Source organism: Chryseobacterium sp. BLS98, from assembly GCF_001045445.1.
GTDB lineage: Bacteria > Bacteroidota > Bacteroidia > Flavobacteriales > Weeksellaceae > Chryseobacterium.
In genome coordinates this window covers 76758-98628 of record NZ_LFNF01000005.1, presented here as the reverse complement: position 1 = coordinate 98628, position 21871 = coordinate 76758, and the positions used below count along the sequence as shown (strand labels likewise).

Annotated in this window: 25 protein-coding genes; 9 read left to right on the top strand and 16 right to left on the bottom strand. The window is 38.9% G+C overall.

The window, feature by feature from the left end:
* Positions 1 to 2448: a ligase-associated DNA damage response DEXH box helicase gene (locus tag ACM40_RS17725; protein ID WP_117614888.1), complete on the top strand. Its 2448-nt coding sequence runs from the start codon at positions 1 to 3 to the stop codon at positions 2446 to 2448.
* Between the two features lie 150 nt (positions 2449 to 2598).
* Positions 2599 to 3243: a ligase-associated DNA damage response endonuclease PdeM gene (gene pdeM, locus ACM40_RS17720; RefSeq protein ID WP_048504131.1), complete on the top strand. Its 645-nt coding sequence runs from the start codon at positions 2599 to 2601 to the stop codon at positions 3241 to 3243.
* A 70-nt stretch (positions 3244 to 3313) separates the two neighbouring features.
* On the opposite strand, the gene ACM40_RS17715 is transcribed toward pdeM, so the two are convergent.
* The 3 genes from ACM40_RS17715 to ACM40_RS17705 form a co-directional block, all read right to left on the bottom strand.
* The gene (locus tag ACM40_RS17715) at positions 3314 to 3736 is read right to left on the bottom strand and encodes a darcynin family protein (RefSeq protein ID WP_048504130.1); all 423 of its coding nucleotides are present in this window, start codon (positions 3734 to 3736) and stop codon (positions 3314 to 3316) included.
* A 67-nt stretch (positions 3737 to 3803) separates the two neighbouring features.
* Complete coding sequence (locus tag ACM40_RS17710; protein WP_048504129.1) at positions 3804 to 4379, bottom strand: Crp/Fnr family transcriptional regulator; 576 nt, start codon at positions 4377 to 4379, stop codon at positions 3804 to 3806.
* A gap of 140 nt (positions 4380 to 4519) precedes the next feature.
* Positions 4520 to 5710 (bottom strand): MFS transporter, encoded by a 1191-nt coding sequence (locus ACM40_RS17705; RefSeq protein ID WP_228376228.1) that lies wholly within the window; start codon positions 5708 to 5710, stop codon positions 4520 to 4522.
* Positions 5711 to 5883: 173 nt separating this feature from the next.
* Between ACM40_RS17705 and ACM40_RS17700 the strand changes: the two genes are divergently transcribed.
* The 4 genes from ACM40_RS17700 to ACM40_RS17685 all read left to right on the top strand — a co-directional run bounded on the left by ACM40_RS17700 (position 5884) and on the right by ACM40_RS17685 (position 7659).
* Complete coding sequence (locus tag ACM40_RS17700; RefSeq protein ID WP_048504127.1) at positions 5884 to 6474, top strand: TetR/AcrR family transcriptional regulator; 591 nt, start codon at positions 5884 to 5886, stop codon at positions 6472 to 6474.
* Between the two features lie 68 nt (positions 6475 to 6542).
* The gene (locus tag ACM40_RS17695) at positions 6543 to 7001 is read left to right on the top strand and encodes a hypothetical protein (RefSeq protein WP_048504126.1); all 459 of its coding nucleotides are present in this window, start codon (positions 6543 to 6545) and stop codon (positions 6999 to 7001) included.
* Between the two features lie 2 nt (positions 7002 to 7003).
* The gene (locus ACM40_RS17690; RefSeq protein WP_048504125.1) at positions 7004 to 7306 is read left to right on the top strand and encodes a DUF3817 domain-containing protein; all 303 of its coding nucleotides are present in this window, start codon (positions 7004 to 7006) and stop codon (positions 7304 to 7306) included.
* Positions 7303 to 7659 carry a rhodanese-like domain-containing protein gene (locus tag ACM40_RS17685; protein ID WP_048504124.1) on the top strand — a complete coding sequence of 119 codons (357 nt, stop codon included), beginning with the start codon at positions 7303 to 7305 and terminating at the stop codon, positions 7657 to 7659. The genes ACM40_RS17690 and ACM40_RS17685 overlap by 4 nt, the downstream gene beginning before the upstream one ends.
* 86 nt (positions 7660 to 7745) lie before the next feature.
* On the opposite strand, the gene ACM40_RS17680 is transcribed toward ACM40_RS17685, so the two are convergent.
* Positions 7746 to 8702 (bottom strand): nitrilase family protein, encoded by a 957-nt coding sequence (locus ACM40_RS17680; protein WP_048504497.1) that lies wholly within the window; start codon positions 8700 to 8702, stop codon positions 7746 to 7748.
* A gap of 59 nt (positions 8703 to 8761) precedes the next feature.
* Positions 8762 to 9559 carry a helix-turn-helix domain-containing protein gene (locus ACM40_RS17675; RefSeq protein WP_048504123.1) on the bottom strand — a complete coding sequence of 266 codons (798 nt, stop codon included), beginning with the start codon at positions 9557 to 9559 and terminating at the stop codon, positions 8762 to 8764.
* A gap of 192 nt (positions 9560 to 9751) precedes the next feature.
* On the opposite strand from ACM40_RS17675, the gene ACM40_RS17670 reads away from it, so the two are divergent.
* Entirely contained in the window at positions 9752 to 10258 is a 507-nt protein-coding gene (locus ACM40_RS17670; RefSeq protein ID WP_048504122.1) for a pyridoxamine 5'-phosphate oxidase family protein, read from the top strand.
* Positions 10259 to 10379: 121 nt separating this feature from the next.
* Here the strand turns inward: ACM40_RS17670 and ACM40_RS17665 are convergent, their stop codons facing one another.
* Positions 10380 to 11525 carry an NAD(P)H:quinone oxidoreductase gene (locus ACM40_RS17665; RefSeq protein ID WP_048504121.1) on the bottom strand — a complete coding sequence of 382 codons (1146 nt, stop codon included), beginning with the start codon at positions 11523 to 11525 and terminating at the stop codon, positions 10380 to 10382.
* Positions 11526 to 11593: 68 nt separating this feature from the next.
* Between ACM40_RS17665 and ACM40_RS17660 the strand changes: the two genes are divergently transcribed.
* Positions 11594 to 12394, top strand: a complete 801-nt coding sequence (locus tag ACM40_RS17660; protein ID WP_048504120.1) for an AraC family transcriptional regulator — start codon at positions 11594 to 11596, stop codon at positions 12392 to 12394.
* A gap of 1 nt (position 12395) precedes the next feature.
* On the opposite strand, the gene ACM40_RS17655 is transcribed toward ACM40_RS17660, so the two are convergent.
* The 10 genes from ACM40_RS17655 to ACM40_RS17610 form a co-directional block, all read right to left on the bottom strand.
* A complete protein-coding gene (locus ACM40_RS17655; RefSeq protein WP_048504119.1) occupies positions 12396 to 13052 on the bottom strand; it encodes a DUF6766 family protein in 657 nt (218 codons plus the stop codon).
* 66 nt (positions 13053 to 13118) lie between these two features.
* Positions 13119 to 13865, bottom strand: coding sequence for an SDR family oxidoreductase (locus tag ACM40_RS17650; RefSeq protein ID WP_048504118.1), 747 nt, complete (start codon positions 13863 to 13865; stop codon positions 13119 to 13121).
* 6 nt (positions 13866 to 13871) lie between these two features.
* Positions 13872 to 14372, bottom strand: coding sequence for a CinA family protein (locus ACM40_RS17645; protein WP_048504117.1), 501 nt, complete (start codon positions 14370 to 14372; stop codon positions 13872 to 13874).
* Positions 14373 to 14412: 40 nt separating this feature from the next.
* Complete coding sequence (locus ACM40_RS17640) at positions 14413 to 16545, bottom strand: catalase (protein WP_048504116.1); 2133 nt, start codon at positions 16543 to 16545, stop codon at positions 14413 to 14415.
* Positions 16546 to 16606: 61 nt separating this feature from the next.
* Positions 16607 to 16993, bottom strand: a complete 387-nt coding sequence (locus tag ACM40_RS17635; RefSeq protein ID WP_048504115.1) for a hypothetical protein — start codon at positions 16991 to 16993, stop codon at positions 16607 to 16609.
* A 14-nt stretch (positions 16994 to 17007) separates the two neighbouring features.
* Positions 17008 to 17310 (bottom strand): hypothetical protein, encoded by a 303-nt coding sequence (locus tag ACM40_RS17630; RefSeq protein ID WP_048504114.1) that lies wholly within the window; start codon positions 17308 to 17310, stop codon positions 17008 to 17010.
* Positions 17311 to 17608: 298 nt separating this feature from the next.
* Positions 17609 to 18223 carry a Crp/Fnr family transcriptional regulator gene (locus ACM40_RS17625; RefSeq protein ID WP_228376211.1) on the bottom strand — a complete coding sequence of 205 codons (615 nt, stop codon included), beginning with the start codon at positions 18221 to 18223 and terminating at the stop codon, positions 17609 to 17611.
* Positions 18224 to 18283: 60 nt separating this feature from the next.
* A complete protein-coding gene (locus tag ACM40_RS17620; protein ID WP_048504112.1) occupies positions 18284 to 18880 on the bottom strand; it encodes a Crp/Fnr family transcriptional regulator in 597 nt (198 codons plus the stop codon).
* A gap of 297 nt (positions 18881 to 19177) precedes the next feature.
* Entirely contained in the window at positions 19178 to 19399 is a 222-nt protein-coding gene (locus tag ACM40_RS17615) for a hypothetical protein (RefSeq protein WP_131705386.1), read from the bottom strand.
* 83 nt (positions 19400 to 19482) lie between these two features.
* The gene (locus ACM40_RS17610; protein ID WP_048504110.1) at positions 19483 to 20367 is read right to left on the bottom strand and encodes a DMT family transporter; all 885 of its coding nucleotides are present in this window, start codon (positions 20365 to 20367) and stop codon (positions 19483 to 19485) included.
* 91 nt (positions 20368 to 20458) lie between these two features.
* Between ACM40_RS17610 and ACM40_RS17605 the strand changes: the two genes are divergently transcribed.
* Positions 20459 to 21871, top strand: a complete 1413-nt coding sequence (locus tag ACM40_RS17605) for a PLP-dependent aminotransferase family protein (protein WP_048504109.1) — start codon at positions 20459 to 20461, stop codon at positions 21869 to 21871.

Genomic DNA, 21871 nt, shown 5'->3' with positions numbered 1-21871 from the left:
TTGAAAGCATTTGAAAATACAAACGGGTTCAGGGTTATTCAGCAATGGATGGCTGATAAAGGCATTTCCCCTTTTAAATTCCAGGTGGATACATGGCAGAAATTCGGGAACGGATACAGTGGAATGGTCGTTGCACCAACCGGATTCGGGAAAACATATTCTGTGTTCCTGGCTTTGATTTCAGATTTCATGAATCACCCTGAAAACTACAAAAAAGGGTTAAAAATGATCTGGATCACTCCCCTTCGCTCCTTATCCAAAGACATAGCCAAAGCTATGCAGGAAGCCATGGATGAAATTGGGCTCGACTGGACTGTTGGTGTACGAAACGGTGACACAGACCCGAAAGTCAGACAGCAGCAGGTCCGGAATATGCCGGAAATCCTTGTTGTTACCCCCGAAAGTCTACATTTGCTATTAGGACAGAAAAATCATGACCGTTTCTTTCAGAATCTGAAATGCGTCGCAGTCGATGAATGGCATGAATTATTGGGTTCAAAGCGTGGGGTAATGGTTGAACTGGCTATTTCACAATTGAGGAAATACGTCCCGAAAATAAAAATATGGGGCATCACAGCAACCATTGGAAACCTTGACGAAGCAATGGACGTCTTAATTCCTTATGACATCAAAAAAACAAAAATAACAGCCAGAGAGCATAAAAAAATAGACATTCTTCCGGTTATTCCGGATGAGCTGGAAATACTTCCCTGGGCCGGACATTTAGGTGCCAAATTAGCCGATAAAATAGTCCCGATCATCCTTGATTCCAAATCCACCATTGTTTTCACCAATACGCGAAGCCAGAGCGAAATGTGGTATCAGCTCCTATTGGATGCTTATCCTGATTTTGCGGGACAGATTGCCATTCATCACAGTTCTATTGATGCCCATCTCAGGATCTGGATCGAAGAAAATTTAAGTGCAGGAAAACTCAAAGCCGTAGTATCGACTTCCTCGTTGGATCTCGGAATCGATTTTAAGCCTGTAGACACCGTTATTCAGATCGGTTCAGCAAAAGGAGTTGCCAGATTTCTTCAGCGTGCAGGACGAAGTGGTCACTCCCCTTTTGAAACCTCTAAAATCTACTGCGTCCCTACCCATTCCCTTGAACTGATAGAAGTAGCGGCATTAAAGGAAGCCGTAAAGCAGAAAGTTATAGAACCCCGTGAACCGCAGGTTCTGTGCTTTGATGTTCTTGTGCAGTTTCTCATGACTTTGGCTGTGGGAGATGGATTTTACCCTGAAGAAACCTTTGAAAGGATTAAAAAAGTATATGCTTTTCAGGAAATGACCGGTGACGAATGGAAAAGTATCCTTGATTTTCTCACCATTGGCGGAAGCGTATTAAAAAGTTATGAGGAATTCCATAAAATCGTCATTATGGAAGACGGCCTTTATAAAGTAACCTCCAGGAAAATCGCCATGCTTCACCGTATGAATATGGGGGTTATCGTGAGCGATGCCATGCTGAAAGTGAAATTTATCTCCGGCGGATATATCGGGATGGTGGAAGAATATTTTATTTCAAAACTAAAAAAAGAAGAAAAATTCATTCTGGCAGGACGAACGCTTGAAGTAGCCATGATCAAAGATATGACAGTATATGTCCGGGCAGCAAAAGGAAAAGCAATGGCTCCCAGCTATCTGGGCGGAAGGCTACCGTTAAGTTCAAATTTAGGACATTTTTTAAGAGAGAAACTCTCCCATGCTTTAAACCCGAAAGCTTCAGAAAAAGAGCTTAAATTCTTACATCCTCTATTAGCCAGTCAGGAAAAAAAATCCCATATCCCTAAAGATGATGAATTTCTTGTAGAGCTGATCAAAAACCGTGAAGGCTACCATCTTTTTATGTACCCGTTTGAAGGCCGGCTGGTCCACGAAGTAATGGCTGCACTGATTGCTTATCGAGTCTCAAAGCTGGCTCCGATTTCCTTTTCCATGGCCATGAACGATTATGGTTTTGAACTGTTCAGTGATAAGGAAATTCCCTTAAATGAAGACAATTTAGATAAAATTCTGACCCGGGAAAACCTGATGAACGATGTGATAGCCAGCATCAATTCTGCAGAAATGGCGCGGAGAAAATTCAGGGATATTGCCGTAATTTCAGGAATGGTGATCCAGAATTATGCAGGAAAGCAGCGTTCCAACAAATCACTTCAAAGCTCTGCCGGCTTGATTTTTAAAGTATTGGAAGATTATGATCCCAATCATTTTCTTGTCAGACAGGCCTATACAGAAGTTTTTAATATGCAGCTTCAGGAACCGCGTCTTGTGGAAGCATTTAAAAGAATAGAAAAATCAAAAATCATTTTAAAATATTCCCATACCTTTACACCTCTGAGCTTTCCGATCAAGGTAGACAGCTTAAGGCAAACCCTTTCAAGTGAAAGCCTGGATACAAGAATCAGGAAAATGGTAGAACAGGCAAGGAAAAATGGTTAAGCATTTTAGTTTCTGCTTTCTGGACTGGAAGTATATATATTCCGCCCAACCTGTCTCGACCCCATTCCCCTTCTCTGAAGGGGTGGATTTTTGCACAGCAAAAAGACGGGGTAGTTAAATAAGTAAAATAAAAAAACTATACTGTATAAATTGAATATTGCCACTAAAAATATCACCCTCAACAACGAAATTTTTACTTTAACCAATCAGCGTGCGGCCTTTTGGAAAAAAGAAAAAGCTTTGATTTTATCCGATCTTCATATAGGAAAAACCGCCCATTTCCGGAAAAACGGCATTGCTCTGGCCAATCATATCATGAAAAGTGATCTGGAAAGGCTTTCCGTTCTTATTGAATATTTTCAACCGGAAAAATTTATCGTGGTTGGGGATCTGCTTCATGCCGGGGATAACTCTGATGTAGATGAGTTCTGCAGCTGGAGAAATCAGTATCCGGACCTTCACTTCTTTCTTATTAAAGGGAACCATGATCGTTTATCAGCAGCATTGGAAAAGAAATTGTGTTTGAATTTTAAATCTGAATCTCTTACCATTGAAGGCTTTACTTTTGTTCATGATTTTGATAAAAACCTTTCCGAATTTCAGATTACCGGGCATATTCATCCCGGTGTTGTCCTGAACTCGGCGGTAAAAAGTATCAGGCTGCCGTGTTTTGTTCAGACCAACAACCAGCTTCTTCTTCCTGCCTTCAGTGAATTTACCGGTCTGGATACCAAAAACATTCCTAAAAGTGGGAAATTCTATGTTTTTACAGATTCCGAGATTCATGAGATTTAACAGTTATATTTTATTTAAATAAGAAAACCCGTCTCTTTTGCGAAACGGGTTCTGTTAATTCATTTACGTATTACTTTTCTTTTTTAAATTTTTCATTGAAATCTTCAAACAGATTTTCCTGGCCTACAATAATATCAACGATATCAAAGTAAGGTTCTCCATAAATCTTAGTGTCTCTTAAAAGCTCCAGCAATAGCTTATAGTCTTCAAAATTGGTCGTATTGATGATTATAAAGTCAGAAGTTTTTGAATGGAAATATTCAGAATCATAAAGATTTACTTTCGTAGTCTTTCCAACCTTTTGAAATATTGGTGTTATGCTACTTTCAAAAAAATTACTTCTTTCTTCTCTTGATAATGAAAGCCATTTTGACGTTGCATTCATCAACACCAGAATCGTGTAAGGTTTTGTACTGCTCATCGTTTTTTTTGTTTGTGCATTGGTAGTTCCAATTACCAATACCGTTAATAATGTAAATAATAATGTTTTCATTTTGATGTTTGTTGAAATACAAATTTCAGTATTGCCAAAATGAAATCCATTTACATAGGTAAAGAAATTACCTGCCTGTACGTTTTCTTCTGATTCTGCTTAACTGTGTTGGGGTGATCCCTAAATACGAAGCAATATGATATTGTGGAATCTGCTGTTCCAATTGGGGATATTGTTTTTGAAAAAGTGAATAACGTCTATCAGCATCCAGCAATACAATTTCAATTTCTCGCTGTTCTTTTTGTACAAAAAATATTTCTGCTAATTTTCTTGCAACCCTTTCAATATCCGGATGGTCCCTATAAAGATCTGTAAAGCTTGAGAAATTGGCCGTTAAGATTTTGCAATCCGATAAGGCTTGCTGATTAATTTGGTTGGGGGCTCCGGTAATTAAAGAAGCATATCCGCCAATGAAACACGGTGAAACAAAGAAGTGTTTATTATAATCTACCCCTTCTCTGCTTCTGTAAAAGGCTCTGATAATGCCTTCCTGCAAAAAACCGATTTGGGTAGCCACCTGATTTTCCTTTATAAAATATTCACCTTTTAAAAGTGTTTTTTCAGAAAATATTGGATATAATGCTTCCCAGCCAATCTCCGAAATTGGATTTAAACTATTGATATATATTCTTAAATCTGTCAAAAGACTATTGCCTATTTCAAATGTACAATTTTCAATAAAATTTTGGAACAATAAATAATATTTAAAAATTATTATTGTCTCCCCTGAGTAATGTTATAGTTTCACCCGATTTTCATCTTATAAAAATCAGGTGAACTCTATTATTTTTTACTTAATCGGATACTGTAAAGTGTGATCAGTACGGTCGCCAACAGAAACAAAGCTCCAATCCACGGTGTACTTGCCAGGCCTAATGAAGATGTTACTACAATTCCACCTGTATAAGATCCTACAGCAATTCCTATATTGAACGCAGCAATATTAATTCCTGATGCTACATCTTCAGTTCCCGGAAGTTCTTTTTCGGCAATCTGTACCACCAAAAGCTGAAGTCCCGGCACAGTGGCAAAAGAGAGACCTCCCAGAAGAAATAAGGTAATAATGCTTAACACCTGATTACCTGATGTGAAATAAAAGGCAAACAATACCACTCCTTGCGCTGCAAACATCCACAGAAGTGCTTTCAGAGGGTTTTTATTGGCTGTTTTTCCACCCAGAAGATTTCCTAAAGCAATGGCGATTCCATAAATAAGCAGAATAAATGTCACTGTAGACTCCTGAAATCCTGTGATCTGCTGCAATATTGGCGACAGGTAAGTAAAAACGACAAACGTACCTCCATAACCCATTGCCGTCATTAAAAAAGCAAAGATCATACGCCTGTTTCCAAACACTTTGGGAAGACTTTTTAAAGAAGCGGTCTGATCACTTTTAAGGTTTGAGGGAACCAGAAGCATACTTGCCAGTAACCCTATGATCCCAAGGAGAGAAACACCGATAAAAGTAGCCCTCCAACCGAAATGCTGACCTATAAATGTTCCAAGAGGCACGCCCGTTACAATGGCAAGAGTAAGGCCTGCAAACATAATGGAGATAGCCGTTGCCCTTTTTTCTTCAGGAACCAGCGATGCTGCAATAGTAGAGCCAATGGAAAAGTAAACACCATGCGCAAACCCGGTTAAAATCCTGGCCATGATCAGGGTAATAAATCCCGGGGCGATAGACGCCAGCCCATTTCCAATGACAAACAGGATCATGATTGAAATCAATAGCGTTTTGCGGGGTATTTTTCCGGTCAGTGCCGTCAATATTGGGGCTCCTATAGCTACCCCGATGGCATACAGGCTTACCAGGAGCCCGGCTGAAGGGATGCTGATGCCCAGATCTCCGGCCACCGTAGGAAGAAGTCCTACAATCACAAATTCTGTAGTTCCTATCCCAAATGCACTGATGGTTAATGCCCATAATGCTGCCGGAAGTCCTTTGCTCTTTACAGTAGAATTTATATTCATCTGTATTTCTTTTTGATGATTCATTGAATTGTAATTTTTGTTGAATTGACTATGCAAATTTCCGGTGAATAATTGTATTATAAAAATTACTTAAATTCTAGTTTAGTATCAGAATAATAATAGTTGTGTTTTTTAAAATTTCCGTTCCTTTGCAGTAAAGCCAGCTTATCCCAATGAAAAAGTCACAAGCCACCCGATTGAATATTCTTCAGAAAGCCTTTGAATTGATCTATGTAAAAGGGTATCAGACCACAAGCGTGGACGAGATCATTGCCACTACCCAAGTGACAAAAGGGGCTTTTTATTACCATTTCAAAACAAAAGATGAAATGGGACTGGCTATTATCAATGAACTTCTAATCAGCAACTTCAAAAGCACTTTCATTGAACCTCTGAAAAACAGTGATGATCCGTTAGAAAGCATTTACAAACTCATGTACGGAATTTTAATGGAAAATGATTTCTTAAAGGTTGAATACGGCTGCCCGGCATCTAATTTCACTCAGGAAATGGCTCCATGGAATATCGAATTTACAAAAGCATTGAATGTCCTTGCTTCTCAGTGGGAAAATGCAATTGTAGAATGTATAGAAGCCGGTAAAAAAAATGGAACTGTAAAAGCAGATACCGATGCAAAGGAAATTGCTGTTTTTGTGGTGTCCGGCTATTGGGGAGTAAGAAATCTGGGAAAACTGGAAAATTCAAAATCCGTGTATCTTATTTATTTAAAAGGACTTAAGACTTATTTCAAAAGCTTTCAATAATTTTTTTATCAAAAAACATACTAATTAGTATGTTTTGTTATATCTTTGAAATGTTCTAAAAATATATCATGTACCAGACGCTTACATTCCTGCATTCCTTGTTCCGATGGGTAGTTTTATTAAGTCTTATTTATTCTGTATGGATTGCTTTGAGGGGCTATTATTTTCATAAGGTATTTTCAGGAAAAGATGATCTGGTCCGCCACTGGACAGCAACTATTGCCCATATCCAATTGGTTTTAGGAATTATACTCTACTCGAAAAGCCCGGTTGTAAAGTATTTCTGGAAAAATTTCAGTGAGGCCAAAGGTTCTCTGGATATTCTTTTCTTCGGTATCATCCATATTTCTCTTATGGTCACTGCCATTGTGATCATCACTGTAGGCTCCGCCTTAGCAAAAAGAAAAGAAACGGACCGGGAAAAATTCAGGACAATGCTGACCTGGTATATCCTTGCTTTAGCCGTTATTTTTATAGCTATACCGTGGCCGTTCTCTCCTTTAGCCAACAGACCTTATTTCAGATAATTATGATACAATTATTAAAAACAAAAACCGGACGCCTGAGAATTCTTGCCATTCTGGAAGGAATATCCCTATTGATCCTCGTATTCATTGCTGTTCCTGTAAAATACTGGCTCGGAAACCCTTCTTTTGTGAAACTAATGGGACCGGTTCACGGAAGCCTGTTTCTGCTTTTCCTGTTTAATACTTTAAGTGTTGGTGTCGAACAGCATTGGAAATTCAGGGAGACGACCTGGAAAGTTATTCTGGCCTGTTTCATCCCTTTCGGAACCTTTTATATTGACTATAAAATCCTAAGTAAATTATGAAAAATGTGCTGATTTTTGGCGGAATTATTCTTATGGTTTATATTATTTACAGGGTTTACAAATACCAGACGTTAGATCAAGGCCTTGATACATTAATCCGGAAAGGAGCAATTATTCTGGATGTAAGAACCGAAAAAGAATTTAAAACGGGGCATATTGAAGGTGCTGTTAATATTTCTTTGGGAACTATCAGGGAAAGGTATACGGAACTTGACCGGAATAAAACTTATATCACGGTCTGTTCTCATGGCTTACGGAGTGTAAAAGCGGAAAAGATCTTAAAGGAAAGAGGTTTTAAGCATGTGCATAACGGTGGTGCCTGGAGTGACCTTCAGGAAATTATCAATAAATAGTTTTGTAAAACTTCCCGCAGATTTTCATTGAACAAATTAGCTCTGTAATGTTTTCCGGTGTAATCTGCGGAAAGTTTTAAACTGCTTTACTTTTTATCATCCTTCATCCATACTACTTTCTGCTCGGGATGATGGGACATTCCAATGATGTCTCTGTACAATTCAGGTCTTCTCGCCTTGATATATCTGCTTCCACCGGCCTGATGCAGCTTTTCAGGAAAAATAGTAACCGTTTCAGAACTGTCATCAAACGAACGGCATTCCGCAATAATATCCCCAAAAGGGTCAATGACCATCGAACAGCCGTTTTTCAGCTGATCATCATCCATGCCGACAGGATTTGAAAAAACTACATAAATTCCATTGTCATAAGCTCTTGCAGGCAGCCATTTCATCAGCCAGTCCCTTCCTTTCATTCCCTCAAATTCAAGACGGAGAGAAGTAGGATCAGATTCCCTGTTCTTCCATAGTTCAGTATCTACAAAACCAGCTCCCGGCCTGGTAGAAGGCGTACACATGGTAACATGCGGCATGAAGATAAGGTCTGCTCCCAGCAGTTTTGTAGCTCTTACATTTTCGATGATATTATTGTCGTAGCAGATAAGGATACCACATTTCCAACCGTGAATTTCAAAAACGCAGTATTGGTTTCCGGGAGTCAGATGGGGATTAATAAAAGGGTGCAGCTTTCTGTATCTGGCTTTGAGTCCGGTTTCATCTACACAAACATAGGCTTTGAAGATATGATCATTTTCATCTTTTTCAAAGAGCCCGGCCAATATCGTAATCTTATGTTCCCCAGCGATTTGCTGTAATTTTTTTATGCTTTCGCCCTCAGGTATAAATTCAGCAATATCCAGAAGCTGTTCTTTGGAAAGATTTCTGGCAAAAGTGTATCCGGTAATCGAACATTCATGAAAGGCAATGACTTGTGAGCCCTTAGCTGCCGCCTCTGCCGATAGTTTTTCTATTACTGAAAGATTATATGCTTTGTCACCGCTTTTATTTTCAAACTGTGCAGTAGAAATTTTGAGATTGTCCATCTTTTTTTTCTGCAAAACTATCATTCAGGATCATCTGAAGATTGTAAAAAACCGACATTTCAACGTAGCTGGATAAAATTGACTGCCAGTTTCTCGGTTTTTAAATATTGATTGGGAGTAAGCCCTGTATTGCTTTTAAAATCTTTAATCAGATGAGACTGGTCGCTATAACCGGAGTCGTAAGAAAGACCTGCCGTACTTTCACTTTCTGCATTTTCCCTCATAAGATTGATGAAATGATGAAGCCGGATAATATTCCCGTATTTCTTAGGAGTAATGCCGATGTAATCTTCAAATTTCCTTTCAAGATGACGTTCAGAATACCCTGTGAACAGCTCCAGTTCTTTTGAAGTTACCAAGCCTTTGTTTTTAAGCATGAACTGTTGTATAGCCCTGATCAGTTCATGATCGGAATGAATCTTTCCGGAAATGAATCTGCTAAAGAAATGATTAAGCCTAGCAATGATCAACCCGGGATCTGTCCCAGCCAGAAGATCTTCCTGAAAAGACAACAGTTCATTTTTTAAAACATCTTCAGCTGAAATGATCTGGTTTTTCACCTCTTTGGCAGAAAGATTAAGAAGAACATTAAAGAAATAAGGCTGAAAAACGACTGCCATCATAGAAAATGACCCTGTTGCTGTAAAATCTTTATATCCCGCAGGCTGGCCGTAAAAAAAGGAAGAAGGAACCTTAACATTTGAATCTGATGCATAAAAATTCCGGCTGCTGGATAAAATCAATCCGGTACTCCCATCTGTAAATAGTCTTAAGTTTTTATCCTCATATTCCGGATGCTCCAGAAAGATGTAATGACGGATATAGGAAGACAAATACTTAGGCGGTTTGATTTGCATCCTGTAAAGTTACGCAGAATAATATATCTGTTTTTAATGATTTAAAAGAAAAAAATTAATCAACAATACCACATTAAAATGGTGTTTGGTCAGGTATTTGAATATTTAATGGAATAAAAATAATTGATATCTCGATTCCCGGAATATCAGTTTTACTCAGTTTTCAATACCAACCACTAAAAATATATTATTATGTCAACACAAAACTTAACTCATCTTGAGGCCATCAAAAAGATCAAAGAACTGTCCGAAAAGGCAAGAATATGCATGTTCTGCACTGAACTTGAAACCATACCTGTCAACTCCCGCCCTATGACCCTGCAGGAAACGGATGACAGCGGAAATCTATGGTTCATCAGTAGCGGAACAAGTAATAAAAACTTTGAAATAAAGGAAGACCGGAGAGTACAGCTGTTCTTTATGAACAACAGTGATTCGCAATATCTTTCTGTATATGGCGAAGCATCCGTTTATAAAGATAAAGCCACGATTGAAGAAAAATGGTCGCCTATGGCTAAAGCCTGGTTTGACGGAAAAGATGATCCGGATGTTACTATTATCCGCGTTGAGCCTAAAGAAACTTATTACTGGGATACCAAAGCAGGAAAGCTGGTGAGTTTATTAAGTTTCGTAGCTTCCGCAGTGACAGGAATAAAAACCAATAATTCTGATGGCGTGGAAGGAAATGCATTTGTATAAATAAAGTATCGTCTATTACAGTATAAAAACACTGGTGGCTGAAATTTCGGCCACCAGTGTTTTTTATTTCTTCCCAATTTTGATTGCTCAAAAACGACATGCAAAATATGTCCGTCCGATTCTATTCCACTTCAAATATAGCCTGAATTTCCACAGAAGAATTCACCGGAATAGATGAAGCCCCCAGAGTGGCTCTCGCATGTTTTCCCTTTTCTCCGAAAATTTCCACAGTAAGGTCTGAAGCAACATTCATCAGATCCGCATGCTTTGTATAATCGTCTTTTGTATTGAAAATCCCTGTAAGCTGCACACATTGCCTTACTTTATTCAGATCACCGCCTACAGCTTCTTTTAAAACAGCTATAACGTTAAGCATGGTAACTTTTGTAGCTTCTTTTACATGATCTTCATTAACATTAACCCCTAATTTTCCTGGATTTAAGATCTTGCCGTCTTTCAAAGCAACCTGGTTAATAAATACCAGATTCCCGGAGCGTACAAACGGTTTATAATTACCGGCAGGCTGCGGAACCTGTGGCAGGATAATATTTTTCTGCTTCAACAGGTCGTTGATATCCTGAGATTTTTCTGAAGCCGATATTATTTCCTGTTTCTTAGAAAACGTCCCTTTCAGGGCCAAGGCAGTCTTCGCAAAATTCCTGCCCTGAAGTTCTGCCAGGCTACGTTCATCTTTTGTTGGTCTTTCAACATCTTTCAGAGAGGCCATGCTCGTTACTCCTAACACGGTATTTCCTTGGGGAATGGTTTTATTAATCGCCTCATTTCCCCTGATTCCATTGGATACAAGAACCATTCCGTGAACGGCAAGACTGTTCCAGAAAGCATTCAGTGCAAGCTCCTTTCCTGCCCCGCTACCGGCAGACATAAAAACCGTTGCAGGCATACCTTCTAAGGCATGATTGGTCCATAAATTAACAGTTCTGGACAAAAACTCGCTCATTCCGGTACTGATATTTCCAAAATAGACAGGAGATCCAAAAGCGATTCCATCGTAGGAAGGCAGTTCATCCACTGAAGCTACTGGAATATTCTTCATTTTTGGGTTTTGGGTATCTTTAACCTGCTTAATGACGGCTGTTGCGTTTTTCCCGCTCTCTATGCCGGATGCTATCTCTTTGGCCAGTTCATAGGTTCCGCCATTGTCTGAATGGATGAGAACCAGGATTCTGGCTTTGTTTTCCTGTGCCATAGCTGTTGTGATTTTTAGTAATAAGATGAATACAAAAAAGGTGCTTAGTTTTTTCATTTTAACTGGATAAATAATTACAATACAAAATTAGTATTGTCGTTTTTATTAAATTTGCCAAAAACTTTATGCAGAACGACACTGTAAAGTGCGGATTAACGGAACAGAATGACAGCAGATTTGTAGATACCATTGAAAAGGAAGCTTACGTATGGTGCGAAACAGGCTGGAAACATGACGATCATGAGCATGCCCACCAACGTGCACAGCTTACTTTTGTGGAAGAAGGTTATCAGTATTTCCATATCGATCAGAAGATCTATATTGTCCCGCAGCACCATGTGATGTGGATTCCTTCCGGTAAAGCGCACAAAATTACTTCAGAGGCAAAAACAGTAAATTTAACGGTCTTTTTGTTTAAAAATGTTTTTGGTGATGATTTCTATCGGCATGTTCACGTTTTTGCAGCTCCTCCGGTTTTAAAGGAAATGCTTCTGTATGCTTCCAAATGGAATCAGCTGATTGAAGAAGATGAGGAACAGGATTTATTTTTTAAAGCCATTTTAAAAAGCCTTCCCAACTTCTGCAGAGAAAGCAGCTATCTTGAAATCCCCGTCCCGTCCGATCCAAGGCTTATCCCTGTTTGCACCTATATCAATTCCAATTTCAAATACAGCCTGAATACTGCTGATCTGGCAGAAAGAGCACAAATGTCTGTAAGAAGCTTACAGAGAATTTTTAAAAGTGAAACCGGAATTACCCTTCAGAAATACCTTCAGCTTGTAAGAATATTAAAAAGTATCGAGCTGATGGATGCAGGTCAGTACACTTTAAGCCAGATTGCCTATAAGGTCGGATACCAGAGCCTCTCAGCTTTTACATCTTCTTATTATTCAATTATGAAAAACAAGCCCAGGGTTAAAAAATAGACTAAGGTGTTTCATCATGGGCCATATCCACAGGTTTGGATTCCGGTGAACCTTTTTCACGGAGCCAGATAGACAGGATAACTATTGAAGCTACTGCTAAAAATTCACTCTGCCAGTTTTGAAAAGATTCAAACCAGAACCTGGATTCCGAAATATACTCTACCGCAGTTATCGGTGGCTCATTTTTTACCTTCTGTTCTTCATTGAATTCTTTCATACTGCCATAAAAATGCATTCCGAAACTTACCAAAAACAGGATGGCAAAAGCAATTGACAAAGAATGCTTATAAAGGCTAAGCCATATTCCTCCTTTTTTTACCGGCCACGGTGCCCTTGCATGAGCCTTCGGTTCCTTATCCACATCTTCTTCCCCTTCAAGAGATTTGGATTCACTCGAACCTTTTTGCCTCAGGGAAACTGTTAGTAGAATATAGAGCATCATCTGCAGAAATTCACTTTCCCAGTTTTCAAAGGTAGCCTGTATAAAATGTCCGCTGTGAATATAGGTCCCCAAACTAAGTGGCGGACTTCCCTCTTCCGCCAGTTCCTTATTCAAGGTGGTCCAGCCGGTAAAGAACTGTCCCATAAGGCAGGAAAGCATTAATACAATTAAAACAATACTTAAACTATTACGGTAAAAGAAGCTTTTTTTAGACATACCCACAAGTTTAAAACGTAAGACTTAAAACTCTTAATCCCGTGCTTGAACGGCTTGTTATGAAATCTACCCGTTAACCACCAGACCGCCGTTTGGATGTATAACCTGTCCGGTAATCTGGGCGGCTCCGCTTCCTGCAAGAAATAAAAAGCTGGCAGCAACTTCTTCGGGGGTAGCATTTCTTTCGAAAGGCGGTTTGTCGGGGTTTTCGTTCTCTTCCCCGAAAGTTTCTTTGGTAAGTGGTGTTGCAACAGGTCCAGGGGCAACCGCATTAATGCGTATTCCTTTCGGTTTTGCCTGCAATGCCAGGGAGCGGGTAAAGGATACAATGGCACCCTTGGTTGCAGCATAATCCAGCAGCTCAGGGTGTCCCTGATAAGCAGTAGCAGAAGTCGTATTGATAACGGAGCTACCCTCTTTCAGATAAGGAAAAACCACTTTTGTAAGCAGGATCATTCCTATGATATTGGAGTCAAAAGTTTTTCTGATATTTTTTTCTTCCAGTTCTCTTATATTTTCTGCAGGAAACTGCACCCCTGCATTATTGATCAGAATATCAATGCCTCCAAATACTGAAACAATCTGTTTTACAGTTTCTTCGCAGAAATCATAATCATTGATATCTCCTTTAAAAATGATGCATCTTCTTCCCAGTTCTTCAATTTCTTTTTTTACTTTTTCCGCATCATCATCGTCTGTATGATAGATAATGGCAATATCAGCTCCTTCCTGTGCAAAAAGTAATGCTGTTGCCTTACCTATTCCGCTGTCTGCTCCTGTAATAAGAACTGATTTGTCTTTTAAATCATTCATCTGAAATTATTTTAAGATTAAAAGCTGGTTAATTTCACTTTTAAAGCACCCAAGAATAAATTCGGTATAATAAAGCTGAGCATTCAAAGCCTGTGTTTTAGGGTGGAGCTCAAGCTTTTTGGTAAGGATAATCTCTCCTTTATAAGAAAAAGCAAAATAAGCAAAGATCTTATAAGATGAATTTCTGATGGGTGTAGAATACCCTGTGGTGGCAATAGACCAGTCCGAATTAAACATTTTTGCAACGTTAAGGGCCATGGTTCTTGCGATATTTTCTGATACGCAGTCACATTCTTCTGCTTCTTCCCTTTCTACATTCAGCAGTTTTACTTTCTGAGGAAGTGTATAAGCCGTAAGGCCTCCGTTGTAAAACAGGGAGGCATTCGGCATTTGAGAAAAAGCGAGCTGCAGACACCCGGAAGTAACACTTTCTGCAATAGAAATGGTTTCATCCGCTGTCATCAGAGAATGACTTATATATTCTAAAAGACTTTTTTGAAATTCCATAATTTTAAATATTTAGTGGTGTGAAGGTGTGTTTGATGATCTATCTGTTTCTTTCCTGTTCCAGTTCCCAAACTCTGTGTGCGGCAACGGCTTTGATAAACTGCTCATCGGAACCGCCATCTTTTTCCATAACTACAGCGGGATCTTCATGCTGTTTCATGGCAATATTGCTGTTGTCATAAAGAATGTCTGTACCTGCTCCAAAGTAAATAGCTTTGCAGTGTTTATAAGCTTCATTAATAAATCGCAGGGAAAGATGTTTATTTTCAGAGCCCATAAGCTCCTGTGCAGATTTCTCCCCGGCGCTGATATATAAGGCATCAAAACATACGCTGGCTGTACTTGTAAGGGAATGTTTCGGAACTAATGATCCATCTGTGGTTTTGATAAGTGCTAAGCTTGGCGCTATAAGCTCTACTTTGGCACCTTCCGCTTCCAGTTTTGTTTTTAAGGCATTCAGGAGAGAACCATCTGCACCATTGGCTGCAATAAAGCCTATTTTCCTGCTTTTAATAGTATCCTTCACGGTATTTTCCATGCTCAATGCTTTGGATACTTTGGTTTTAGGCTCTCTTTCTTCACTCTGAAGTTCAGCAGGATCAGCATCTGCAGGAATGCTTTGGTTAGGCTGTTTCAGCTTTTTGACTTTTACTCCTAATTTTTCGGCTACTTTATTAGCCAAGGTATCATCGATGAAGGCCAGCTGACCAACCATTCTTTCCCTGATCTCAGGAATGGTTACTTTTGAAAGCTCAAAAACAAGGGCATTCTGAAGATGAACTTGTTCCGGACCCGACTGACTGTTGTAAAACAGTTTCGCTTGGGAATAGTGGTCTACAAAGCTCTGACTTCTTTTTCTTACTTTTTCACCTGAAACTCTTTCTTCCTGGGAAGTAAACCCGCCTTCCGACATCATGGCCTGGAACGGACATCCTCCGCCGATAGAATTGGGTTCATAGCTTACCTTTCCTTTGGCAATCTGCTGTCTCATATGACCATCACGCTGATTGTTGTGAACCGTATTCAATGATCTGTTGATAGGGATTTCATGAAAATTGGGTGATCCTAATCTTGAAAGCTGGGTATCGGTATAGGAAAACAATCTTCCCTGAAGAAGTGGATCATTTGTAAAATCGATGCCTGGAACAACATGTCCGGGATGAAAAGCTACCTGCTCTGTTTCAGCAAAGAAATTTTCAGGATTTCTGTTAAGGGTTAAAGTTCCGACAAGCTGCACAGGAACTTCTTCTTCGGGAATAATTTTGGTAGGGTCAAGAAGATCAAAATCAAACTTGTGTTCGTCTTCTTCAGGGATCAGCTGTACACCGAAGTCCCATTCCGGAAAAGCACCGCTTTCAATGGCCTCCCATAGATCTCTTTTATGAAAATCGGGATCTACCCCTGAAATTCTCTGGGCTTCATCCCAGGCTACTGAATGTACTCCCAACTTAGGCTTAAAATGGAATTTAACGAAATGAACTTTTCCTTCTTCATTGATGAATTTAAAGGAATGTACACCGAATCCTTCCATCATTCTCAGGCTTCGCGGGATGGCCCTATCGCTCATCAGCCACATAATCATGTGCGAACTTTCCGGCATCAGGGAGATGAAGTCCCAGAATGTGTCGTGTGCAGAAGCTGCCTGTGGAATTTCATTGTCGGGTTCCGGTTTTACGGCATGAACAAGGTCCGGAAATTTAATAGCATCCTGGATGAAAAAAACAGGCATGTTGTTCGCTACAAGGTCATAATTACCTTCTTCCGTATAAAACTTAATGGCAAAACCTCTTACATCTCTTGCAAGATCGGTGCTTCCTTTACTTCCTGCAACGGTTGAAAATCTTACAAAAACCGGAGTTTCCGTCCCAACTTTTGACAGGAACTTTGCTTTGGTATAAGCGCTAAGACTTTTGTTTAATTTAAAAACACCATGTGCCCCCGAACCTCGTGCATGAACGACTCTTTCAGGAATTCTTTCGTGATCGAAATGGGTGATTTTCTCCCTTAAAATAAAGTCTTCCAGCAGCGTGGGCCCTCTGTCGCCGGCCTTTAATGAATCCTGGTTATTATTGATTCTTATCCCCTGGTTGGTTGTCAGTTTTTCGTTTTCATTAGAAGTACTGTACGCATCCAGCTGCCCCAACTTTTTGTTGTTTTGAGTGTCGTTTTTCATATCGCTTTATCTTTTAGTGTGTGGTGTGAAGGTTAAAAAGTCAAACTAAATCTTTTGCAGATTATTCCACTCCTGCCCTGTTTTTTTCCAGGGTACTTAGCAGCTTATTGAGATATTCTTCTTCTTTTAATACTTTATAATAGGCTGTTTTGGCATATAGGGTAAAGGAAGAATTTTCAATGCTTATTTCTGTATCTCTGTTTTCGGGTGAGATCGTTTTTTCGCTATGATATTCACGGATATTCAGAATATATTCACTAATGTAAGTGTCGATTACATTTTTCAGGATATCGCACTTGGCATTATGTTTTATCTTTTCCAATGATTTGATCAGAAAAGCAGTAACTCCGTAAGAATTGATAACACTTGGAAACAGGGATTCATTCTCTATCATATTGTTTTTATCATTCAATCCGGAATATTTTAAAGTGTCGTTTTCAAAAATCATATTCGCAACGGTTATTAGTTATCAGAAATTTTTAAATATTTCTCAAAATAATGAAGGTCTTCCTTGTTTTTTATGGAAAGATAAAACATGATCTGTTTCGGTTCTTTCAGCCCAATACTGCCAAAGCAGTCGAAATGTGCGATCAATGCCTGGATATTTTCAATCTCAATATCTTTCAGGATAACAAATAATAAAAAAATGTTATCTTTTATTTCTTTGGCATAAACAGCGGCCCCATTCTCAAACCAGTCTCCTTTATTGGAAACCTTAATAAAGTCTTTATGTTTCAGGTCCTTTATGATCTTTTGACAATCCATATCCTTGAGTGCTTGTGGTTTATATAAAAATCCTTCGGAAGAAGTTTTATTATTTTATTTCAACATCAATTTCTATGAACTGCTGTTATTTTTCAGTAACTGAATTTTATAAATTTACATGAATAGCATATTCTGCTGTTCAATATTATACAGCAAAATTTGGAATAGAGTAATTTTATCTAAAAGCCAAAAGCCTTTAACTGCCCTTACTGGGGTCTTAAGAATTGTGTTGAAACTTGCTATCTCAAATATACGCCCAAATAATTCACTTTTTTATGACCTTAATCATATAAATTGGCTAATAGATAATTCTCCTGTTTTCTAAGGTAATCCTACCCTCTTTTTCCATCTTTTTTAAAACCCTGATCACAGTTTCTACCCTAAGTCCTACCAGATTGGCTATCTGCTGTCTTGTAAGCTCTACATGAAAACAGTTGCTGCAGTCGTCATCATGATAACTTTTAAGATAATCCAGAAGCCCGGTAAGCCTTGCTATAGGATTCAGGGATGCCATACTCTGCAGCATGATTGCTTTGAAATAAAGCCTTTGAGAAAGACACGCGTTCATCTCCAAAGAAAGTTGGGGATCCGTTTTTATTAATTTCAGAAATTGGTCTTTTGGAACTCTTATAATTTCTGAAGGGTTAATGCAGACAGCATTCGTAGGATAAAATTTATCCAAAAAGAGCAATGAATCCCCAAAGCTCTGTTTTACTGCAAAAATATTATGGATAAATTCTTTCCCTTCATCATCATAATTATTAAGTTTTATTTTTCCTTCCCTGATCTGAAAATAATAAAGGGCATGGTCTCCTTCCCTGTATATTAGTTCACCTTTTTTATATTGCTTGATTTCTCCTCCGTATGAATATAGCACCTCTTCGTCTATATTCATGCAGCTTATTGTTCTCATAAGTACCTCTTTTAAAATGTTCAATAAAAAATAGTGAAATTAATTATTGAAAACGACTTTTTAATATAAAATTTTTCGATTCTTAATTTGAACAATTTTATTCTTTTCCATATGCTTGATGGTTCTTATCGTTGTTTCCACCCGTAATCCTGTAAGGCTGGCCAGCTGCTGTCTTGTAAGCGGCACCCTGAATGAATACGGACTTTCATCTTCATGAAAACTTTTAAGATAATCCAATAATCCCTTAAGTCTTACCATGGGGCTTTGGGAGGAGATATTCTGCATCATGACAAATTTGTAATAGAGTCTTTGTGATAAAAAAGCACTTATCTCCATACACAATTCCGCAGATGAGCTTAATAAGTTAAAAAAAGCAGACTTATGAAGTCTTAAAATAGTACACTTGGTGAGTGTCTGAGCATTCATAGGGTAAGGTTTATTGATAAAAAGAATAGACTCTCCGCAACTCTGGCCTTCTGATAGTATATTCTGGATAAACTCTTTCCCTTCCTCATTATAATTGTTAAGCTTCACCTCTCCCTGGATGATCTGGTAATAATATATTGGAGGGTCTCCCTCATTGAATAGATATTCCGAGGGTTTATAATGTCTGATTTCCGCCCCCGCTGAATACAGAATGTTTTCGTCAATAACCATAGTTTTTTATTGTTTTTAATCTTCTGTTAAACCTATCTTAATAAAAATATATTGGGACGATTGCATATTGCCATGCAAAAACCGAGCCTTTTTATTATAAATAAGGTTAAAAAAACTAAAAATCCCAAACAATAATTACTAATTATTTAATTATTAATATGATATTCGTTTTATAGTAAGTAATATTTAACGAATAACGCAAACAAAGTAAGTGCACAGCTTATCGGTCCTACCAGAAACCTGAAGGACATAAAAAACCCGCTCCTGAAAACGGGTTTAAATCTATGGCGGTAAAACTTATTTTTTAGTTGTTTTCGCGGAATCCATTTTCTTAACACTTGCTGCATCTCCGGTTCGCATGGTGTCTGCAGGCATAGGATTGGCCGGAGCAGTCATGGTGTCTGAAGGGACGGTATCAATAACGGTACTGTCGGCTATCGTTGTATTATCTACTTTGGTTTCCTTTTTACAGCTTAATACGGTTAAGCCTAAAAGCATTAATAATAGGGTAAATTTCATAATTTTATTTTTTGGTGTGGCCCAAAGATAATCCATTCCAATTTGTGAAAATTATGATTTGAATCATAATCTATTATTTTTGATTATTTCGCAAATTTTTTAGTTCCCGCAACGCATAGTATAACTCCAACAGTAACAACCAGCATTCCTATGCTTACCTGCTCATGAAGAAAATAGGCAGCAAGGGCAAGGCCGAAAAAAGGCTGCAACAGCTGTAGCTGCCCTACAGTAGCAATACCACCCTGCGCAAGGCCTTTATACCAGAATATAAAACCGATGAACATACTGAAAAGGGAAATATAAGCCATTCCAAACCATCCCTGGAAACTTACGGTTTCAATATGATCCGGAAAGTAAATAAAAAACAAGGGGATCATAACAGGCAACGCCAAAACCAAAGCCCAGGAAATAACCTGCCAGCCGCCCAGCGTTTTAGACAGTTTCGCTCCTTCCGCATATCCCATACCACATAAAATCACTGCAAGCAGCATCAGAATATCGCCGATCGGCGAAGCAGATATACCCTGTGACACAGCATAGCCAATCACTAAAAGACTTCCTGCTACCGAAAAGAACCAAAATATAGGATGAGGCCTTTCTCCACCCCGAAAGACTCCGAATACTGCAGTTGCCAGAGGAAGCATTCCCAGGAATACAATGGAATGGGCCGAAGTTAAATACTGAAGTGCCAGTGCAGAAAGAAGCGGAAACCCAACTACACAGCCTAAAGAAACCAGAATTAAAGGGATGAGCTGCTGTTTTGCAGGCCGTTTTTCTTTACCTATCCATAGGACTACGAAAGCAAGTATTCCTGCAACAGCAGCACGCACTATGGTGACAAAGATCGGGCTCATCTCCATTACGGCTAATTTGGTGGCAGGTAATCCACCACTAAATAATACTACGCCAATAAAGCCGTTGATCCAGCCACTTATATTCTCATCTTTGGAAATTTTTTCAGTCAGCATTTTTATATTTTTTAATTATTCAAAATTAGAAAGCAGAAATAAATAAACACAGTCCCAGTTTTGTATATTTGCATGAGCACAGTTCAAAAAAATGAGTAAAGAATTTATATATACAGAAATTGCTGCCGGTATTGCTTCCCAGATCAGAAACGGTGTATTAAAGGCTGGCGACAGGCTTCCTTCCGTAAGAAGGATGTGTCAGGAACATCAGGTAAGCATGAATACGGCAAAACGGGTTTTTCTGGAGCTTGAATCTCAATCTTTAATTGAATCCAAACCCCAGTCAGGATATTTTGTCAGCAGGCTGATGTCTTTGAAACTTCCTCTTCCCGAAATAAGCCGCCCTTCGCTGATTGCCAATAATGATGAACCGGATGAACTGATCAGCAAAGTGTATGAAAATATGGGTAAAAAAGGAATTACGTTTTTCTCTATAGGAATTCCTTCAGGAGATCTTCTGCCACAGGCCAAACTAAAAAAAGAGATCATCAATGCCACCCGTGAATTAAAAGAAGGCGGAACTGAATATGAGGAATTGCAAGGCAACTTAAAACTGAGAAGAATGATTGCTGTAAGATCATTACAATGGGGAGGTAATCTCAGTGAAAATGATTTGGTTACCACAAACGGCGGCATGAATGCGCTCTCTTTCTGTCTTATGGCTTTAGGAAAACCGGGTGACACTATTGCTATTGAAAGCCCATGCTATCCAGGTATCCTGCAGCTTGCCCATGGATTGGGGCTGAATGTGCTTGAGCTTCCTACCCACCCAACTACAGGAATTGAAATTGATGCTTTAAGAAAAGTAATTCCTCAAATTAATCTTTGCCTGCTGATTCCTAATTTCAACTCACCATTGGGAAGCTGTATGCCGGATGAGAATAAAAAAGAAATTGTGAAAATTCTTTCTGAAAATAACATTCCCCTGATAGAAGATGATGTATATGGAGATCTTTATTTCGGATCCAGCCGTCCGAAATGCTGCAAATCTTTTGATAAGGACGGAAATGTACTGTATTGCAGCTCAATTTCGAAAACTCTGGCCCCGGGATACCGTGTAGGATGGATTGCTCCGGGAAAATATACGGATAAAATCATGAAACTTAAGCTGCTGCATTCCACTTCATCCATTTCTATCGTTAATGAAGCTGTTGCAAATTTCCTAAAATCCGGAAGGTATGAAAAGCATCTTCAGCAAATGCGCAGGGCATTGCAGAATAATTATCAAAATTATGTACAGACTATTGCGGATTATTTTCCTGAAGGCACAAAAACAAGCCGCCCGCAGGGAGGTCTTTCCCTCTGGATAGAATTTGATAAGGGTATCCGTACTACTGAGCTTTACGATCTGGCCATCAAACAGAATATCAGTATAGCGCCCGGAAGGATGTTTACCCTCCAGAATCAGTTTGAGAACTGTATGCGTTTATGCATAGGCCTTCCCTGGACTGAAGAAACAAAATTATGTCTGCAGCAGGTCGGAAATCTCGCCAAAAAGATCTGA

Excerpts from the sequence above, each read along its gene's own strand:
- ACM40_RS17675 (WP_048504123.1), bottom strand. The coding sequence starts at position 9,559 with ATGCAAATCAAACCGCCTAAGTATTTGTCTTCCTATATCCGTCATTAC.
- ACM40_RS17690 (WP_048504125.1), top strand. The coding sequence starts at position 7,004 with ATGATACAATTATTAAAAACAAAAACCGGACGCCTGAGAATTCTTGCC.
- ACM40_RS17655 (WP_048504119.1), bottom strand. The coding sequence starts at position 13,052 with ATGTCTAAAAAAAGCTTCTTTTACCGTAATAGTTTAAGTATTGTTTTA.
- ACM40_RS17640 (WP_048504116.1), bottom strand. The coding sequence starts at position 16,545 with ATGAAAAACGACACTCAAAACAACAAAAAGTTGGGGCAGCTGGATGCG.
- ACM40_RS17645 (WP_048504117.1), bottom strand. The coding sequence starts at position 14,372 with ATGGAATTTCAAAAAAGTCTTTTAGAATATATAAGTCATTCTCTGATG.
- ACM40_RS17635 (WP_048504115.1), bottom strand. The coding sequence starts at position 16,993 with ATGATTTTTGAAAACGACACTTTAAAATATTCCGGATTGAATGATAAA.
- ACM40_RS17615 (WP_131705386.1), bottom strand. The coding sequence starts at position 19,399 with ATGAAATTTACCCTATTATTAATGCTTTTAGGCTTAACCGTATTAAGC.
- ACM40_RS17630 (WP_048504114.1), bottom strand. The coding sequence starts at position 17,310 with ATGGATTGTCAAAAGATCATAAAGGACCTGAAACATAAAGACTTTATT.
- ACM40_RS17680 (WP_048504497.1), bottom strand. The coding sequence starts at position 8,702 with ATGGACAATCTCAAAATTTCTACTGCACAGTTTGAAAATAAAAGCGGT.
- ACM40_RS17715 (WP_048504130.1), bottom strand. The coding sequence starts at position 3,736 with ATGAAAACATTATTATTTACATTATTAACGGTATTGGTAATTGGAACT.
- ACM40_RS17625 (WP_228376211.1), bottom strand. The coding sequence starts at position 18,223 with ATGAGAACAATAAGCTGCATGAATATAGACGAAGAGGTGCTATATTCA.
- ACM40_RS17605 (WP_048504109.1), top strand. The coding sequence starts at position 20,459 with ATGAGTAAAGAATTTATATATACAGAAATTGCTGCCGGTATTGCTTCC.
- ACM40_RS17610 (WP_048504110.1), bottom strand. The coding sequence starts at position 20,367 with ATGCTGACTGAAAAAATTTCCAAAGATGAGAATATAAGTGGCTGGATC.
- ACM40_RS17650 (WP_048504118.1), bottom strand. The coding sequence starts at position 13,865 with ATGAATGATTTAAAAGACAAATCAGTTCTTATTACAGGAGCAGACAGC.
- ACM40_RS17660 (WP_048504120.1), top strand. The coding sequence starts at position 11,594 with ATGCAGAACGACACTGTAAAGTGCGGATTAACGGAACAGAATGACAGC.
- ACM40_RS17700 (WP_048504127.1), top strand. The coding sequence starts at position 5,884 with ATGAAAAAGTCACAAGCCACCCGATTGAATATTCTTCAGAAAGCCTTT.
- ACM40_RS17695 (WP_048504126.1), top strand. The coding sequence starts at position 6,543 with ATGTACCAGACGCTTACATTCCTGCATTCCTTGTTCCGATGGGTAGTT.
- ACM40_RS17670 (WP_048504122.1), top strand. The coding sequence starts at position 9,752 with ATGTCAACACAAAACTTAACTCATCTTGAGGCCATCAAAAAGATCAAA.
- ACM40_RS17705 (WP_228376228.1), bottom strand. The coding sequence starts at position 5,710 with ATGAATATAAATTCTACTGTAAAGAGCAAAGGACTTCCGGCAGCATTA.
- ACM40_RS17685 (WP_048504124.1), top strand. The coding sequence starts at position 7,303 with ATGAAAAATGTGCTGATTTTTGGCGGAATTATTCTTATGGTTTATATT.
- ACM40_RS17665 (WP_048504121.1), bottom strand. The coding sequence starts at position 11,525 with ATGAAAAAACTAAGCACCTTTTTTGTATTCATCTTATTACTAAAAATC.
- ACM40_RS17620 (WP_048504112.1), bottom strand. The coding sequence starts at position 18,880 with ATGGTTATTGACGAAAACATTCTGTATTCAGCGGGGGCGGAAATCAGA.